16 protein-coding genes are annotated in these 14,699 nt (G+C 72.3%); 4 read left to right on the forward strand and 12 right to left on the reverse strand.

Annotated features, from left to right (window positions below):
• Positions 1 to 60: 60 nt before the first annotated feature.
• The 9 genes from ABD335_RS09470 to ABD335_RS09510 all read right to left on the reverse strand — a co-directional run bounded on the left by ABD335_RS09470 (position 61) and on the right by ABD335_RS09510 (position 7,385).
• Positions 61 to 621 (reverse strand): hemerythrin domain-containing protein, encoded by a 561-nt coding sequence (locus ABD335_RS09470; RefSeq protein ID WP_344321699.1) that lies wholly within the window; start codon positions 619 to 621, stop codon positions 61 to 63.
• 239 nt (positions 622 to 860) lie between these two features.
• On the reverse strand, positions 861 to 1,739 hold the full coding sequence (locus ABD335_RS09475; protein ID WP_425583582.1) for an RNA polymerase sigma factor SigF: 879 nt from the start codon (positions 1,737 to 1,739) through the stop codon (positions 861 to 863).
• 302 nt (positions 1,740 to 2,041) lie between these two features.
• On the reverse strand, positions 2,042 to 2,794 hold the full coding sequence (locus ABD335_RS09480; RefSeq protein WP_344322112.1) for a DedA family protein: 753 nt from the start codon (positions 2,792 to 2,794) through the stop codon (positions 2,042 to 2,044).
• A gap of 258 nt (positions 2,795 to 3,052) precedes the next feature.
• Entirely contained in the window at positions 3,053 to 3,247 is a 195-nt protein-coding gene (locus tag ABD335_RS09485; RefSeq protein ID WP_344322148.1) for a hypothetical protein, read from the reverse strand.
• 171 nt (positions 3,248 to 3,418) lie between these two features.
• Positions 3,419 to 4,501: a YihY/virulence factor BrkB family protein gene (locus ABD335_RS09490; protein WP_344321700.1), complete on the reverse strand. Its 1,083-nt coding sequence runs from the start codon at positions 4,499 to 4,501 to the stop codon at positions 3,419 to 3,421.
• 90 nt (positions 4,502 to 4,591) lie between these two features.
• Positions 4,592 to 5,287 carry a DUF3618 domain-containing protein gene (locus ABD335_RS09495; protein ID WP_344321701.1) on the reverse strand — a complete coding sequence of 232 codons (696 nt, stop codon included), beginning with the start codon at positions 5,285 to 5,287 and terminating at the stop codon, positions 4,592 to 4,594.
• Positions 5,263 to 5,676 (reverse strand): phage holin family protein, encoded by a 414-nt coding sequence (locus ABD335_RS09500; RefSeq protein ID WP_344321702.1) that lies wholly within the window; start codon positions 5,674 to 5,676, stop codon positions 5,263 to 5,265. The genes ABD335_RS09495 and ABD335_RS09500 overlap by 25 nt, the downstream gene beginning before the upstream one ends.
• Before the next feature lies 1 nt (position 5,677).
• Positions 5,678 to 6,340 (reverse strand): F0F1 ATP synthase subunit B family protein, encoded by a 663-nt coding sequence (locus ABD335_RS09505; protein WP_344321704.1) that lies wholly within the window; start codon positions 6,338 to 6,340, stop codon positions 5,678 to 5,680.
• Between the two features lie 229 nt (positions 6,341 to 6,569).
• The gene (locus ABD335_RS09510; RefSeq protein WP_344321706.1) at positions 6,570 to 7,385 is read right to left on the reverse strand and encodes a PRC and DUF2382 domain-containing protein; all 816 of its coding nucleotides are present in this window, start codon (positions 7,383 to 7,385) and stop codon (positions 6,570 to 6,572) included.
• Positions 7,386 to 7,574: 189 nt separating this feature from the next.
• Between ABD335_RS09510 and ABD335_RS09515 the strand changes: the two genes are divergently transcribed.
• Positions 7,575 to 9,428, forward strand: a complete 1,854-nt coding sequence (locus tag ABD335_RS09515; RefSeq protein ID WP_425583583.1) for a glycoside hydrolase family 15 protein — start codon at positions 7,575 to 7,577, stop codon at positions 9,426 to 9,428.
• On the opposite strand, the gene ABD335_RS09520 is transcribed toward ABD335_RS09515, so the two are convergent.
• On the reverse strand, positions 9,429 to 9,827 hold the full coding sequence (locus tag ABD335_RS09520; protein WP_344321707.1) for a hypothetical protein: 399 nt from the start codon (positions 9,825 to 9,827) through the stop codon (positions 9,429 to 9,431).
• Here ABD335_RS09520 and ABD335_RS09525 point away from each other — a divergent pair.
• Together ABD335_RS09525 and ABD335_RS09530 are read left to right on the forward strand one after the other, a co-directional pair.
• Positions 9,826 to 10,065, forward strand: a complete 240-nt coding sequence (locus tag ABD335_RS09525; protein ID WP_344321708.1) for a DUF2277 domain-containing protein — start codon at positions 9,826 to 9,828, stop codon at positions 10,063 to 10,065. The genes ABD335_RS09520 and ABD335_RS09525 overlap by 2 nt on opposite strands.
• A gap of 145 nt (positions 10,066 to 10,210) precedes the next feature.
• Entirely contained in the window at positions 10,211 to 10,630 is a 420-nt protein-coding gene (locus tag ABD335_RS09530) for a DoxX family membrane protein (RefSeq protein WP_344321709.1), read from the forward strand.
• Between the two features lie 4 nt (positions 10,631 to 10,634).
• On the opposite strand, the gene ABD335_RS09535 is transcribed toward ABD335_RS09530, so the two are convergent.
• Both ABD335_RS09535 and ABD335_RS09540 read right to left on the reverse strand, forming a co-directional pair.
• The gene (locus ABD335_RS09535; RefSeq protein WP_344321710.1) at positions 10,635 to 13,010 is read right to left on the reverse strand and encodes a HelD family protein; all 2,376 of its coding nucleotides are present in this window, start codon (positions 13,008 to 13,010) and stop codon (positions 10,635 to 10,637) included.
• A 286-nt stretch (positions 13,011 to 13,296) separates the two neighbouring features.
• Complete coding sequence (locus ABD335_RS09540) at positions 13,297 to 14,127, reverse strand: ATP-grasp domain-containing protein (protein ID WP_344321711.1); 831 nt, start codon at positions 14,125 to 14,127, stop codon at positions 13,297 to 13,299.
• 269 nt (positions 14,128 to 14,396) lie between these two features.
• Between ABD335_RS09540 and ABD335_RS09545 the strand changes: the two genes are divergently transcribed.
• Entirely contained in the window at positions 14,397 to 14,591 is a 195-nt protein-coding gene (locus ABD335_RS09545) for a hypothetical protein (RefSeq protein ID WP_344321713.1), read from the forward strand.
• Positions 14,592 to 14,699 lie beyond the last annotated feature (108 nt).

Below are 14,699 nucleotides of genomic sequence, written 5' to 3' on the forward strand. Positions count from 1 at the left end.
CACCCCCGGCGCCCGCCGGGCGTGAGAGGGACGGGGGGTGTCGGGGGCGTCCGGGCGCGTTCAGCTCCTGCCGCGGCCGGTGAGGGCGTCGCGGATCCGGTCGACCATCCCCGCGCCCCGGTCGAGGATCTTGTTCAGCGGAGGGACGTCCGGCGCCGCGGGGTGGGGGCGCGTCGGGGCCGCCATCTTCGCCATGCGCGTCTTCTCCCCCAGCTCGTTGAGCCGTTCCGCCGTCGCCGCCCGGCGCAGTTGCGGGAAGAGATTGTCCTCCTCGTCCCGGACGTGGGTGCGGACCTCCAGCATCAACTGGCCCACCAGCCGGTCGAATTCGGGATCGTCCGCGCCGACGCCCTCCATGTCCTTCATGATCCGCTCCGCCTTGGCGTGGTCGCCGAGTTCCTTGTCGGCGACCTCGTCACCGTTCGGCAGCATGTCGCGCACCGTCGGATACAGGTACTGCTCCTCGGCGACGGCGTGCCGCACCAGTTCCATGACGGCCTCGTCCGCGTACTCCTTGCGGCGCTCGTCTCCCGCCGGCAGCGCCTCGATCCTGCCGAAGATCTCCTCGACCTCCCGGTGGTCGGTGGTCAGTTCGTGGATGATGTCTCCGCCGTGTCCCATGGGGCCGCACGTTCCTTTCGCTCGCCCGCTGTCACCACCGCGTCCGCCCGGCGGCGGACACGGCAAGGTGTTCCCGGGACCCCGACCCCCAACCCCGCTCGTCCTCCGGCCGGGGACGGTCTTCGCGCGAACGGCGCAAAGGGCGGACGTGCCGACGCGGGGCCCCGGCCCGAAGGCCCTGACCCCGCGTCGGCACACGGACCGTCGTCGGCGGCGCGTTCCGCCCGCCGACCGCCCGGCTACTTCTGCGTCAACATGCCCTCGCGCAGCCGCGCCAGGGCCCTGCTGAGCAGACGGGAGACGTGCATCTGCGAGATCCCCAGCTCGGCCCCGATCTCCGACTGCGTCATGTCCCCGCCGAAACGCATCCGCAGGATGCGCCGGTCGCGCTCGTCGAGCTGCTCCATCAGCGGCTTGAGGGCGTGGAGGTTCTCCACCTTCTCCAGGGCGGGGTCGACGTCCCCGAGCTGGTCGGCCAGGGGGGTGTCCTTGCCGTCGTCGCCCACGGGGAGGTCGAGGGAGCCGGCCACGTAGCCGTTGCTGGCCACCTGTCCCTCGACGACCTCCTCCACCGTCACGCCCATGAACTCGGCCAGCTCCTCGGTGGTGGCGGAGCGGCCCAGCCTGCGGCCCAGTTCCTCGTTGGCCCGGGCCAGTTCGATGCGCAGTTCCTGGAGGCGGCGCGGAACGCGCACGGCCCAGCTGGTGTCCCGGAAGAAGCGCTTGATCTCCCCGACGATGTAGGGGACGGCGAACGAGGTGAACTCCACCTCCCGGTCCAGGTCGAACCGGTCGATGGCCTTGATCAGCCCGATGGTGCCGACCTGGACGATGTCGTCCATCGGCTCGGCCCGGTGGCGGAAACGGGACGCGACGTAGTTGACGAGGGTGAGGTTGAGTTCGATGAGGGTGTTGCGCGCGTACTGGTACTCGTGCGTGCCCTCCTCCAGCTCTCTCAGGCGCTCGAAGAACAGCTTGGAGAGCTGTCGGGCGTCGCGCGGGGCGACCTTGCCCGCGTCCTCGATTCTCGGCAGATCAGGGGAGGTCCTCTCCTGTTCCTGGTCCGGCAAGGCGTCACCGTTCGTCAGCTGAACCTCCGGGCTCAGGCTACGCATCATGCCTCCTCTTGTGACCTGTCGTGTGCAGCACGGCGCGTACCCGGACCCGGACGGCTCACACGCCCGTCCGGGTGAGGTTTTACCGACGGTTCAACGATGCCCGTTTATCAAACAGGATAAAAGTGAGCATATCGGATTTTAACCGCGCAATACCGCAGTATCGGATCGGCGGGAGGCATGTCCGCGGCCGGCGCTCCGACGGCGCCCTGGGGCCGAAAAAACCCGAGACCTCCGTCGGTGTTCCCCCGGAAAGAGAGGGGAACACCGACGGAGGTCTCGCGGGACCGAGGGCCGGGTACGGCTCAGTGTCGGACGTGACGCCCCCGTCCGCCGTCCCGGACCGGGGACGCGCCGTCCGCCACCGGCGCGGCGACGTCCGCCCCGACCTCCGGGGCGACGACCCCGGCGACGGGAGCGACGGGGCCGGCGGTACGGGACCGACGCCGGGCGCGCAGGTACTCGAAGACGATCGGGAGCACCGACAGCAGCACGATGCCGACCAGGATCGCCTCGATGTTGTCGTGGACGAACCGCACCTGCCCGAGCGCCGCCCCGAGCAGCGTCACCCCGGCGCCCCACAGCACGCCGCCGATGACGTTGAAGACCAGGAAGGAGCGGTAGCGCATCCGGCTGACGCCGGCGACGATCGGCGTGAAGGTCCGCACGATCGGCACGAAACGGGCCAGCACCAGGGACTTGGGGCCGTGCTTCTCGAAGAACCGGTGGGCCTTCTCCACGTTCTCCTGCTTGAAGAGCCGGGAGTCGGGGCGCCGGAAGAGGGCGGGGCCGACCTTCCGGCCGAACGTGTAGCCGACCTGGTCGCCGAGGATGGCGGCGACGACCACCAGGGTGCAGACCAGCCACAGCGGATAGTGGAGGTACTGGTCCGTGGCCACCAGCAGACCGGCGGTGAACAGCAGCGAGTCACCGGGGAGGAAGAAACCGAAGAACAGTCCGGACTCGGCGAAGACGATGCAGAGGATGCCGATCAGACCGAAGGCCTGGATGAGGTACTCCGGGTCCAGCCAATCGGGACCGAGCGCGAGGTTCGTCACGTAGAGGTGCTCCTGGGACGGGTACATGCGCCTGAGGCGAAGCCGCAGGCACACGTGTCGCCCGGGCGTCACGGTGCCGGGTGGCACCAGTGGCTACAACCTACAACGTGATCAGTACGGAAACGGTCCCGGAACTCGGAATCGGGGCCCGCGCCCACCCGCCGGCCCCGCCTCGCGCACCCCTCCCGCGCCCCGCGCACCCCACGACGGCACCGCCCACGGGGCACGGTGGGCGGTGCCGTCGAACGGACCCGGGAGCTAGGGGAGGTACCTCTCGACCGCGGCGGCTCCCTTCTCCTTCAACTCCTGCCTGGCCCTCTCCACCCGTTCCGGCGTGGGTTCGCGCCCGGACAGCCTGACCAGGTCCTCCGGATCCACCGGCTGGTCGCCACCGGTGCGCAGGTGCACCGGCCGCGACGTGGAGGACTCATCCTTGTCGCGTTCACCCTTCACAGCGAGCCTCCTCTGCTCGGTTCGGCCCCATGAGCGGGACCGCCTGTTGCCTGCGTACCCTTCCATACCGGGATGATTCACCCGGATGCGCCGCGACCGGGCCGGAGCGTCCCGGCCGCCCTCCCCGTCCCTCGCGGCGCCTTCCGGGGTTCAGCCCCTCGCCTGCCCGACTCACCGCCCGGTGTCGCGGTCCGGATCCGCCCGTCGCGCGCTTCCCGTCCGCTCCCGGTCGTCGCCCCCCTCCTCCCGGTCGTCGCCCCCCTCCGCCGAGGAAGCCGGCGGGGAGTCGGGGAACCCGCGGGTGTCGCGCGGTTCGACGTAGGGCTCCTCGTCCGGCGGTCGGCCGGCCTGGATGGCCCGTCCGCGCTGCATCTCGGCGTCGAACTCCTGGCCGAGGAGGATCACGATGTTGGTGATCCACAGCCAGATCAGGAAGATGATCACGCCGGCCAGGCTGCCGTACGTCTTGTTGTAGCTGCCGAAGTTGGCGACGTAGAAGGCGAAGCAGGCCGATGCCACGATCCACAGCAGCACCGCCAGGATGCTGCCGGGCGTGACCCAACGGAACCCGCCGTGCCGGACGTTGGGCGCGGCCCAGTACAGCAGCGCGATCATCAGGCTGACCAGGACGACCAGCGCGGGCCACTTGGCGATGTTCCACACGCTCACCGCGGTGTCGCCCAGGCCGACGAGATCGCCGATCCGCCGGGAGAGGTCGCCGGTGAGGACGACCGCGAACGAGCTCAGCGCCAGCATCACCAGCAGGGCGACCGTGACACCCAGCCGCACCGGCAGCTTCTTCCAGATCGGCCGCCCCTCCTCGATGTCGTAGACGGCGTTGGAGGCGCGCATGAAGGCCGCGACGTATCCGGAGGCGGACCACAGGGCCACGGCGACACCGATGATCAGCGCGATCCCGGCCCCGCCCTGGTTGTTCTGGAGTTGCCGCAACATGCTCACGAGGATGTCGCGCACCTCTCCGGGGGCCAGGGTGGCGACGTTGTCGATCAGGGGCTGGATGGCGGACCTGCCGATCACTCCCAGGACCGACACCAGCGCGAGCAGCGCGGGGAAGATCGACAGGACTCCGTAGTAGGTGAGGGCGGCAGCCCAGTCGGTGAGGTTGTCGTCCCGGAACTCGGCGACCGTGCGTTTCAGCACGCCCTTCCAGGACTTCTTCGGCAGGTCGCTCGGTTCGTCCGGGTTCCGGTCGGACGCGTGCCGCGGGTTCGACCGGATCTTGTGCTTGCTCATGGTGGCACCTCTCCGGGAGCCCCGGAGGGACCGCCCTCACGGACGGCCCCCGGACGTCCCGGACCGTCGGGCGGACAGTCCGCGGGATGGTCAGTGCGCCGAACCGGGGCTCTGTCGGCGGGCCTCGTCCTTCATCGTCTGCCCGGACTGCTGCGCCTGCCCCTTGACCTGCCGGCCCTGCTCCCGGGCCTCCTCGGCGGTGGTGCGGGCGGCCTCGGTCGCGGTCCCCTTGACCTGCTCGGCGGCCTCCCGGCCGGACCGTGTGGCGTCCTCCTTCAGACGCTCCGCCGACTCCATCGCCGCGCCCTTGACGGGCTCGGCCATGCCGCCCGCCTTCTCGGACAGCCGGCCCATGGCCTCCTGTTCGGTGCGCGAGCTGCGCATCATCGAGGCGGCCAGCGCCCCGGCGCCGAAGGCGATCATCCCGGCGGCCCACGGGTTGCCCTGGGCCTTGCGCGCGGCGTGGTGGGGGGCCGACCTCATCGCCTCGCTCGCCTGTTCGGCACCCGCGCGGGCCTTCTCCGCGGTCTGTTCGGCGCCGGCGCGGGCCTTCCCCGCGGTCTGTTCGGCGCCCTCGCGCATCGACTCCGCGGCGTGCCGCGCGCTGTCGGAGGTGGTTCCCATGACTCGCTCCCGTACTCCGGTCATCCTGTGGCGCATCCGCTCGGCGCGGCGGCGGACGGCGTGCCGGGGGCTGGCGTGTTCGGCCAGCCTGCTCACGTCCTGGCTGAGTTCCTCCCGGGTCGTGTCGATCTGCGCCCTCAGCGTGTCGGGTGACGTGCCCATTCGGCGTCCTCCTTGAGCGTTTGAACCGTGCGCTCCGGCTTGGGGGAGACCTCGCGCATCCGGGAGCGGCCCATCATGTAGAGCACGAGGGCGGCCACCGCCCACACGGCGGTGACGATGAGCGCCGCCCAGCCCCAGTCCATGACGTTGGCCAGGGCGAAGACGATGGCCAGCGAGGCGAACAGGGCCGTCATGTATCCGGCGAACCCCGCGCCGCCGTACATGCCGGCGGCCTTGCCGGCCTTGGTCGCCTCCTCGCGGACCTCGGCCTTGGCCAGTTCGATCTCCTGCCGGAACAACTTCTGGGCGTCCGAGGTGACCGCGGAGAGCAGTTCGCCGATCGAGGCGTCCTCGCGCTCGCGGACCGGACGCTCGGTGGTGTGCGCCATCTCAGCCCACCTCCGGTCGCCGGGTCACGTCCGTCTCCCCGTACGAGGGCTCCTCCGCATAGGTCGGCACCGGTCCCGGCCCCGGCCGGGCCTCTCCGCCGCCCGCGGCGACCGGCACCATGGAGGACGGCGCGTAGTACTCGCCACCCGCGCCGTCGGGGCCCTGGTGCTCCGCCTTGGCACCGGCCTTGGCCATGCGCGCCACGGCGAACCCGGCCAGCGCCGCACCGAAGAGGAAGGCGCCCGGGCGGCGGCGCGCGAACGTCTCCACGCCCTCGAGCAGCCCGCCCGCGCCCCGGCTCTCCAGGGTGTCGGCGGCGCGCCGGCCGCCGTCGGCGGCCTGGGCCACCAGGTTCCGCACCGGGGAGTCGGACCGGGTGCTCTCCGCCATGCCGGACAGGTCGTCGGCCCACTGACGTATCGCGTCGGCCGTCTTCTTGGTCTGCGTGTCCGCTTCCTTGGCGGCGCGCTCCTTCAGGTGGTCCGCCATGTCCATCGCCTGGCGACGGGCCTCGCTCGTCACCGTGCGCGCCTGCTCCTTGGCGCTGCCGGCCACGGTGCCCGCGGCCTCCTTCGCCCGGTCGGCCGTGGCCCGGGTCTCCTGCTTCGCGGCCTGGCCCGTCTGCTGGGCGGGGCTGTTGCTCACGTTCGGAGATTCACTCACCGGTGCCTCCTGATGGGTCTGTGGGCTCTGCTTTTCGAGGCATATATACGCATTGCCTTACATCGGCCGGAGTACCCGAGGTTTATGGCAACAATCACTCAGTGCGCCTTTTGTCCATCCGAGCGGGTCCGGCCGGGGCACGGCGAATGCGGCGCGGGAGCAAGGGAGGGCCCGTCCGGAAGACGGGCCTCCGGGCGGGCCCTCGGCAGAGCGGACCGGGCGGTCGCGGTCAGCGGCGTCGCCGCTCGTCGTCCTCGGCGGTCTCCTCCTCCTCGATGCGCTCCTTGCGCACCTCGCCCCGCACCGTCTCCTCTTCGGTGCGCTCGTCGGTGGTCAGGCGCACCCGCTCCACGGGGCGGACCTCGGTCTCGACCACCGGACGCTCCTCGTGGAGCGTCACCTCGTGCTCGGACTCGGTGATCTCCGCCCCCTGCATGGCCTTGTCGACGTTCTCCTCGGTGATGGGCTCGCGCTCGACGCGGACCTCCTCGTGCCGCACGGGCACGGTCTGCTGGACCTCCTCGGTGACCACGTACTTGCGCAGCCGCGCCTTTCCGACGGGACGGCGCTCGACACCGACGCGCATCTCCTCCTCGGAGCGCGTCATGGCGTCGTCACGGCCTCCCCCGCCCGTGTCGCGGGTGCCCGCGCCCGCCTCGGCCCGGGCCCGGGCCCGGCCCCGCTCCTCCGTGCCGGCCCGGCCGGTGGTCTCCCGACCGTAGGAGCCCCACTCGATGCCGTAGTACTGGTACAGCCTCCGCTCCTCCTGCTCGGACAGGTGGCCACCCTGGTCCACGTCGACGTGGGGGGCGTCCTTGACCTGGTCCTTGGAGTAGGGGATCTCCAGGTGGTCCTCCACCAGGGCGGCGTCGTGGATCGGCACGAAGGTCTCGCTGGTGCCGAACAGCCCCGTGCGGACGCTGGCCCACTCCGGTTCGCCCGTGACGTCATCGAGGAAGATGTGCCCGGCCTCTCCGATCTTCCTGCCCTCGGCGTCGTAGACCTGATGGTCCAGCACCGCGGGTATCTGCTCCTTGGTGATCATGAGGATCTCCTCGTTGACGGTTCCTCCTGGTCTCCGCGCGAGTACCCCCGAAAGGGTTAAAAAACCTGATAAAAGGGACGGCCGGCGGGTGGTTCTCGGAAGGGGTGGGCCGGCCGTGTAGCGACAGGTGCGTCGGGGTACTCCGCGCCGCGCCGCACCCGGACCCGGGCGGCCGAAGGGAGACGCCCCGTGGCGCTTCGACTGGAGGACTACGCCCTGCTGGGCGACACGCACACCGCCGCCCTGGTGGGCTACGACGGTTCGGTCGACTGGCTGTGCCTGCCCCGGTTCGACTCCGACGCCTGCTTCGCCGCCCTGCTGGGCCGCCCCGAGCACGGCCGCTGGCTGCTCGCCCCCACCGACCGGGCCCGGCCGCTGTCCCGGCGCTACCGGGGCGACAGCCTGGTGCTGGAGACCGAGTACGCCAGCGCCGAGGGTCGGGCGCGGGTGGTCGAGTGCATGCCCGTCGACGACGGACACCCCTCGGTGATCCGCCTGGTCGAGGGCCTGGAGGGACGCGTACGGATGCGTTCCGAGCTGCGTCTGTGCTTCGACTACGGCAACACCCCGGCATGGCTGCGCCCCGAGGGACGGAGACTGCGCGCCTACGCCGGGCCGGACGTGGTCGTCGCCGACTCCGACGTGGACTTCGCCCTCGACCACGGCGACTGCACGGCCGACTTCCCCGTGGGCGTGGGCGACCGGGTGGGGTTCCGGCTGGCCTGGTGCGGACTGCACGGCGGGGAGCCCGCTCCCCTGGACACCCCGCGACTGGCCGGCGCCGTGGCGGCCACCGAGCGGTGGTGGCAGCGCTGGGCCGACCGTTGCGCGTACACGGGGGAGTACCGCGAGGCGGTCGTCCGTTCGCTGGTCGTCCTCAAGGCGCTGAGCTACTCCCCCAGCGGCGGCATCGTCGCGGCCCCCACCACCTCGCTGCCCGAGTTCCTGGGCGGGGTGCGCAACTGGGACTACCGCTACTGCTGGCTGCGCGACGCCACCTTCACCCTGCTGTCCCTGCTGGACGCCGGGTACGAGCAGGAGGCGGTCGCCTGGCGCGAGTGGCTGCTGCGCGCGCTGGCCGGGGAGCCGGGACGCATGCAGATCATGTACGGCATCGAGGGCGAACGCCTGCTGCCCGAGACGGAGTTGGGCTGGCTGCCGGGGTACGAGGGCTCCCTCCCGGTGCGGATCGGCAACGCCGCCTCCGAACAGCACCAGTTGGACGTCCACGGCGAGCTCATGGACGCCCTCCACCAGGCCAGGGCCCGGGGCGTGCCCCCGGACCCGGACGCCTGGCGGGTCCAGCGCGTGCTGATGGACTTCCTGGAGTCCCACTGGCGCGAACCCGACAACGGCATCTGGGAGATGCGCGGCCCCCGCCGGAACTTCACCCACTCCAAGGTCATGGCCTGGGTCGCCGCCGACCGGGCCGTCAAGGCGGTGGAGGGCTTCGGCCTCGACGGCCCCGCCGACCGGTGGCGGCGCCTGCGGCGGGAGATCCACCGGGAGGTCTGCGAGCGCGGCTACGACCCCGACCGCGCCACCTTCACCCAGTCCTACGGCTCCACCGAACTGGACGCCTCGCTGCTGCTCGTCCCGTCCGTCGGCTTCCTGCCCGCCGACGACCCGCGGATGGTGGGCACCGTGGCCGCCGTCGAGAAGGAGCTCCTCCGGGACGGCTTCGTCCAGCGCTACACGACGACGGAGGGGAGCCGGACCGTGGACGGTCTGCCCGGGGGCGAGGGCGCCTTCCTGCCCTGCACGTTCTGGTTGGCCGACAACCACGTCCTGCAGGGCCGCGCCCACCGGGGCAGGGAGCTGTTCGAGCGCCTGCTGGACCTGCGCAACGACCTCGGCCTGCTCTCGGAGGAGTACGACACCGGACACGGCCGGCTGGTCGGCAACTTCCCGCAGGCCCTCTCCCACATCCCGCTGGTGGCCACCGCGCAGAACCTGGCCGGCGGGGAACGGGGCCCGGCCCAGCGCCGCTCCGCCACCGGGCGGAGCGGGCAGGACGACCGGCGGGGCGCCCCCGGAAGCTGATCACCGGCCCCGGCGACGGTCCTCCCACCACACCGCCAGGGCCACGACCGGACAGGGCACGGCGGCCGACGCGACGAGCGGTCCCGGCGCCATCCGGGTCGATCCCAGGGCACAGCCGGCGAAGACCAGCACGGACACCGCCTCGGAGCCGACGCCCGCCATCGAGGTGACCGTGGCCCCGGCCCGGTCCCCCACGCTCTCCTGGAGCCGGGCGTCGGCCGCGACCACGGCCCACTGGAGGACGCCGAACGCGGCGGCGACGAGCACCATCCCCGCGGGGTGCCCGCCGGCCGCCCCCACCGCCAGGCAGCACGCGGCGACGGCCGACGCGGGCGCGGCGCGCGAGCGGTTTCCCCGATCGCTCCCGCCCCCGCGCCGCCCGCGCCACACTGGGGGCATGTGCCGCAGCATCAAGACGCTCCGCCCGCCCATGACGCCCGAGGCGACCGACGAGGACGTCCGGGCGGCAGCCCTCCAGTACGTCCGCAAGGTCTCGGGCTTCCGCGCCCCCGCCGCCCACAACCGCGCCGCGTTCGAGCGGGCCGTCGAGGCGGTGGCCGAGGCGACGCGGCACCTCCTGGACGACCTGGAGGTGCGTGGCCGCGGCCCGGCGGACCGGTCCTCCGCCCGGTCCTGAGCCCGGTCCCGAGCCGGGGGCCCACCGGGTGCCGCCGGGGCGCCCGGGGACTGTTTCCCCCCGCCGGGGGAACTGTCTCCTGCGCCCTTGCCCCGACAGACCGCCGGCCGGGGTGCCGGCCGGGCGTGTCGCCATGGAGGTACCCATGGAGTTCCTCGTTTTCCTCGGGCGCGTCCTGTTCTCCCTGCTCTTCCTGAGCGCGGCGGTGGGACACCTCGTGGGATCCCGCCAGATGGCCGGATACGCCGCCTTCATGGGCGTGCCCGCCTCCCGGGCCGCGACGGTCGTCGGCGGTGTCCTGCTGCTCCTGGGCGGGCTGAGTCTTCTCCTCGGCGTCTGGCCGGACCTCGGCGCCCTGCTGCTGGTCGTCTTCCTGGTGCCCACGGCCTTCGCGATGCACCCCTTCTGGAAGAAGAGCGATCCGATCACGCGCCGGCAGACGACGACCAGCTTCCTCAAGGACATCTCCCTGGCCGGAGCCGCGCTGATGGCGCTGGGGTTCTTCTCCCTCTGCGGCGACGACCTCGGCCTGACCTTCACCGGCCCGCTGTTCTCCGCCGACTGACCCCTCACCGACCGGTCCCCGCGTCCGCCCGGCGGGGGCGCAGACCGGCGAGCGCGGCCGGCAACCCGCCCGTGTGGACCACGCCCAGCCGCCGGGTGGCCCGGGTGAGGGCGACGTACAGGTCGTTCGGGCCGCGCGGCGCGTCGGTCATGATCCGCTCCGGCTCCACGACCAGGACCGAGTCGAACTCCAGCCCCTTGGCCCGCGCGGCGTCCAGCACCACCACCGTGCTCTCCAGCCGCGCGTCCCGGCCGGTCTCCGTCCCCGGCACGGCCGCCGAGACGGCGCGGCCCACCTCCTCCAGCCGGGCGGTCGGCACGATCACCCCGAGCCGCCCCTCCCCCACCGCGGCGGCCTCCTCGGCCGCCAACGCGGCCACGGCGGCGGGCAGGTCGTCGGGGGCCACGCGCGTCCGCCACGGCCGGGTGCCGGTGGAGCGGACCGCGCGCGGCGGGTCGCAGGGCGCGCCGGACGCGGCCGACACCCCGGCGGCGACCTCCGCGATCTCGGCCGGGGTGCGGTAGTTGACCTCCAGTCGCTCCAGCTTCCACCGGTCCCCCACGTACGGCGCGAGCACCTCCCGCCAGGAGGAGGCGCCCGCCGGGGAGCCGGTCTGGGCGACGTCCCCGACCAGCGTCATCGAGCGGCTCGGGCAGCGCCGCATCAGCAGCCGCCAGTCCATCGCGGACAGCTCCTGCGCCTCGTCCACCACGACGTGCCCGAAGGCCCAGGTGCGGTCGGCCGCCGCGCGCTCGGCGGGGGTGCGGTGGTCCGTCTCCTCGTGCCGCTCGGCCAGCCGCCGCGCGTCCAGCAGGTCGTGGGCGGAGAGCAGCTCCGCCTCCTCCTCGGACTCCGCGTCGGTGGAGCGGGAGCCGTAGGAGACGTCCAACGCCTCCTGGGCGAGGGCGATCCGCTCCCGGTGTTCGGCCTCGGCCGCCGCGCGGGCGGCCCGGTCGTCCTCCCCCAGCAGTTCGGCGGCCTCGTCCAGCAGCGGGACGTCCGCCGGGGTCCACGGGCTTCCGGGCTCGCGCAGCAGCAGCGCCCGCTCGGCGGGCGTGAGGTCGGGGGCGGCGGACGCCAGCCGGCCGGGCGAGGCGTACAGGTCGCTCAGCAGGCGCTGGGGGGTGAGCCGCGGCCACAGCGCGTCGATCGCCGCCCGCACCCCGGGGTCCCCGCGCAGTTCCCGGCGGATGCCCTCGACGTCGTCCTCGTCGAAGAGGACGAGGGGTCCCTCCTCCGGTCCGTCGATCGCTCCGTCGATCGCTCCGTCGATCTCCTCGACCGGGACGCCGTCGAGGACGGAGGCCGTGATCCGCTCGGCGATCCGCCGGGCGAGGGCGTCGATCACGAGGCGGACGAACACCGGTCGGGCCCGGTTGTGCGGCAGGCCGGTGGCGCGGGCGCGATCCCGCGCCCGCAGGCAGACCTCCCGTTCGAGCCGGACGGTCTCGCCGTCGTGGACGACCTCCAGCCCGTCCTCGGGCGCCCGCTGCCGGTCGCGTACGGCGGCGGCCACGACCTCCGCCATGGACGCGCGTCCCTTGACCTCGGCCGCCTCCGGCGACTCGGTGCCGTCCGCGGCGACCCCGGGGTACAGCTCCGCGACGGTGGCCGGCAGCACGCTGGTCTCGCCGAGGGAGGGCAGCACCTCGCCGACGTACCGCAGGAAGAGCGGGTTGGGGCCGACGAGCAGCACCACGCTCCGCTCCAGCCGCTCCCGGTGGGTGTAGAGCAGGTACGCGACCCGGTGCAGGGCGACGGCGGTCTTCCCGGTGCCGGGGCCGCCCTGGACGACCAGCACCCCGGCGCGCGGGGCGCGGACCACCCGGTCCTGTTCGGCCTGGATGGTCTCCACGATGTCGCTCATCCGCCCGGTGCGGTCGGCGTTCAGGGCGGCCAGCAGGGCGGCCTCGCCCGTCAGCCCCTCGGGGTCGGCCGCCGCGTCCGGGGTGAGCAGTTCGTCCTGGACGCCGGTCACCGTCCGGCCGCTGGTCCGGATGTGCCGGCGCCGTCGGACGCCCTGGGGGGAGATTCCGGTGGCGGTGTAGAAGGGCCGCGCGGCGGGGGCCCGCCAGTCGATCAGCAGCGGTTCGCGGTCGGCGTTCTCGTCGAGCATTCCGAGCCGTCCGACATAACGGCGTTCGCCGTCGGCCAGATCGAGTCGCCCGAAACAGAGGCCGTTCTCGGCGGCGTCCAGACGGGTGATTCTCTCTCGGCAGCGAGTGGCCGTCACATCCCGTTCCAGCAGGGCCTGGTGACCGGTTTCCACCTGCGACAGAGCCTGCTCGAGCCGTTCGGCCTCCCGGGCGCGGAGTTCGTCGAGACGGTGGTGGAGCCGGGTGACGTAACGCTGCTCGCTGTCGATTTCTCGCCTTGACAAAAAGGCCCTCCGCTCGCTAGAATGGTTTTACTTGACGGCTTTTCAGGGAAATTCCCGAAACCGCAAATCTAGCGAAAAGACCTCGCCTTCCTCAAGGCTTCTTCCGTCGCTTTCCTTTTCCCCTCCTCTCCGCTCCCCTCCCCCTCTCTTTCCCTCTCTTCCCTGCCCCTCGGCGCCGAGCCGCGTCGGACCGGCGGCCGTGCGTTACCGCACGGCGCGTTCGCCGGGTCCGTCGGCCACGCCCCCGGGGTTCCGCGCGGAACGGGCGGCGGTTTCGGCGAGGGCCTCAGGCGAGGAGCGCGTGGAGCGAGGCGATCGTCGCGGCGACGAACCGGTCCTTCGTGTCGGCGTCCACCCGGTCCAGCGACAGGTAGGGGTTGAGGTCCTCCAGCTCCACGAGCAGCAGCTCCCCCTCGGCCGTGCGGCAGGCGTCCACGCGCTGGATGCCGTGGTCGACGGCGTTCCAGTCCACGAACCGCTGCGCGAAGGCGAGGTCGGCCGCGTCGGGGGCGTACCGTTCCAGCTCCCAGCGCCGGGCGGGGTCGGGGGCGTGGAGGGCGTACTGGAAGACCCGGTCGACGAAGTAGAAGGAGACCTCGTAGCGGAAGTCGATCCTCGGCTGGACCAGCAGGCCGGCGTCGACGTCGAGGGCGATCTCCCCCAGCCGGTCCGCGGGGACGACTTCCAGGCCGATGGAGCCCGCGCCGAGTTCGGGTTTGACGACGTACTCCGCCGCCGGCGGCAGGCGGTCCAGGTCCTCGCGGCGGTCGACGGTCGGGATGACCGGCTCCCCCGCCGCGCTCAGCTCGACCAGGTACCGCTTGCCGACCATGTCGGCCCGCCCGGACAGCTCGTTGAAGACCCGGGTGCCGCGCTCCAGGGCCCGGGTGCGGAAGTCGTCCCACGCCTCCCGGTGGCGCAGGACCGGACCGCTGTTGCGCACGACGACCGCGTCGAAGCCGTCCATCAGCGCCACGGTGTCGCGCGGGGAGCAGAGCGCGACGTGAAAGTCCTCGCGGAGCCGGTCGGAGAGGTCGACGTCCTCGTCCCCGTAGCGGCGCCCCCTGGCCTCGTAGGCGAGATCGGTGACGTACAGCAGTGCGGGCTTGCGGCGCATCGGTCCGTTCCTCGTCGCGTGTCGGCCCCACGCTACCGTCCGGGGCCCGGCGCCCGTCCCCGAGGTCCCGCGGCGCCCGCGCCGGACGCCCCCGACCGGCCGGGGAACGGCCTCCGTACGCGCGGACGCTCGGGAGATCAATCCCTCAGACCCCCGAGGGGAGCAAGAGAAATGTGCTAAATCACCCTATCGCCGCTTTCGGCACACCCGACGCTCTGTGAAGCTTGAGGCACACACGGTGACCCTCCCATCGCCACACAGGAGTACCCATGGTGCTGTCGATCTCCGGTGTCCTGTTGTTCGGAGTGATCGTCTTCCTGTTCTTCCGCAAGGACAACCTCAAGCTCTCCCACGCCATCGTGTGCGCGCTGTTCGGTTTCTACCTGGCGGGATCGGCGATCGCACCGGGTATCCAGGCGGGCGGCGCAACCCTCGCCAACCTCATCGGAGAGCTCAGCTTCTAGACAGTTCCCAGGACTTCCAGGACTTCGAGCCCCAGGGCTCCGGACGGCAGGAGATCGGCGTGGCCTGGCGCCCCTTCCCCCGCACACTGACCCCACAGCACGCTTCCC

It is taken from the genome of Streptomyces macrosporus, assembly GCF_039533145.1.
Taxonomy (GTDB): Bacteria; Actinomycetota; Actinomycetes; order Streptomycetales; family Streptomycetaceae; genus Streptomyces; species Streptomyces macrosporus.

Excerpts from the sequence above, each read along its gene's own strand:
- ABD335_RS09470 (WP_344321699.1), bottom strand. The coding sequence starts at position 621 with ATGGGACACGGCGGAGACATCATCCACGAACTGACCACCGACCACCGG.
- ABD335_RS09475 (WP_425583582.1), bottom strand. The coding sequence starts at position 1,739 with ATGATGCGTAGCCTGAGCCCGGAGGTTCAGCTGACGAACGGTGACGCC.
- ABD335_RS09490 (WP_344321700.1), bottom strand. The coding sequence starts at position 4,501 with ATGAGCAAGCACAAGATCCGGTCGAACCCGCGGCACGCGTCCGACCGG.
- ABD335_RS09495 (WP_344321701.1), bottom strand. The coding sequence starts at position 5,287 with ATGGGCACGTCACCCGACACGCTGAGGGCGCAGATCGACACGACCCGG.
- ABD335_RS09500 (WP_344321702.1), bottom strand. The coding sequence starts at position 5,676 with ATGGCGCACACCACCGAGCGTCCGGTCCGCGAGCGCGAGGACGCCTCG.
- ABD335_RS09510 (WP_344321706.1), bottom strand. The coding sequence starts at position 7,385 with ATGATCACCAAGGAGCAGATACCCGCGGTGCTGGACCATCAGGTCTAC.
- ABD335_RS09525 (WP_344321708.1), top strand. The coding sequence starts at position 9,826 with ATGTGCCGCAGCATCAAGACGCTCCGCCCGCCCATGACGCCCGAGGCG.
- ABD335_RS09520 (WP_344321707.1), bottom strand. The coding sequence starts at position 9,827 with ATGCCCCCAGTGTGGCGCGGGCGGCGCGGGGGCGGGAGCGATCGGGGA.
- ABD335_RS09530 (WP_344321709.1), top strand. The coding sequence starts at position 10,211 with ATGGAGTTCCTCGTTTTCCTCGGGCGCGTCCTGTTCTCCCTGCTCTTC.
- ABD335_RS09540 (WP_344321711.1), bottom strand. The coding sequence starts at position 14,127 with ATGCGCCGCAAGCCCGCACTGCTGTACGTCACCGATCTCGCCTACGAG.
- ABD335_RS09545 (WP_344321713.1), top strand. The coding sequence starts at position 14,397 with ATGGTGCTGTCGATCTCCGGTGTCCTGTTGTTCGGAGTGATCGTCTTC.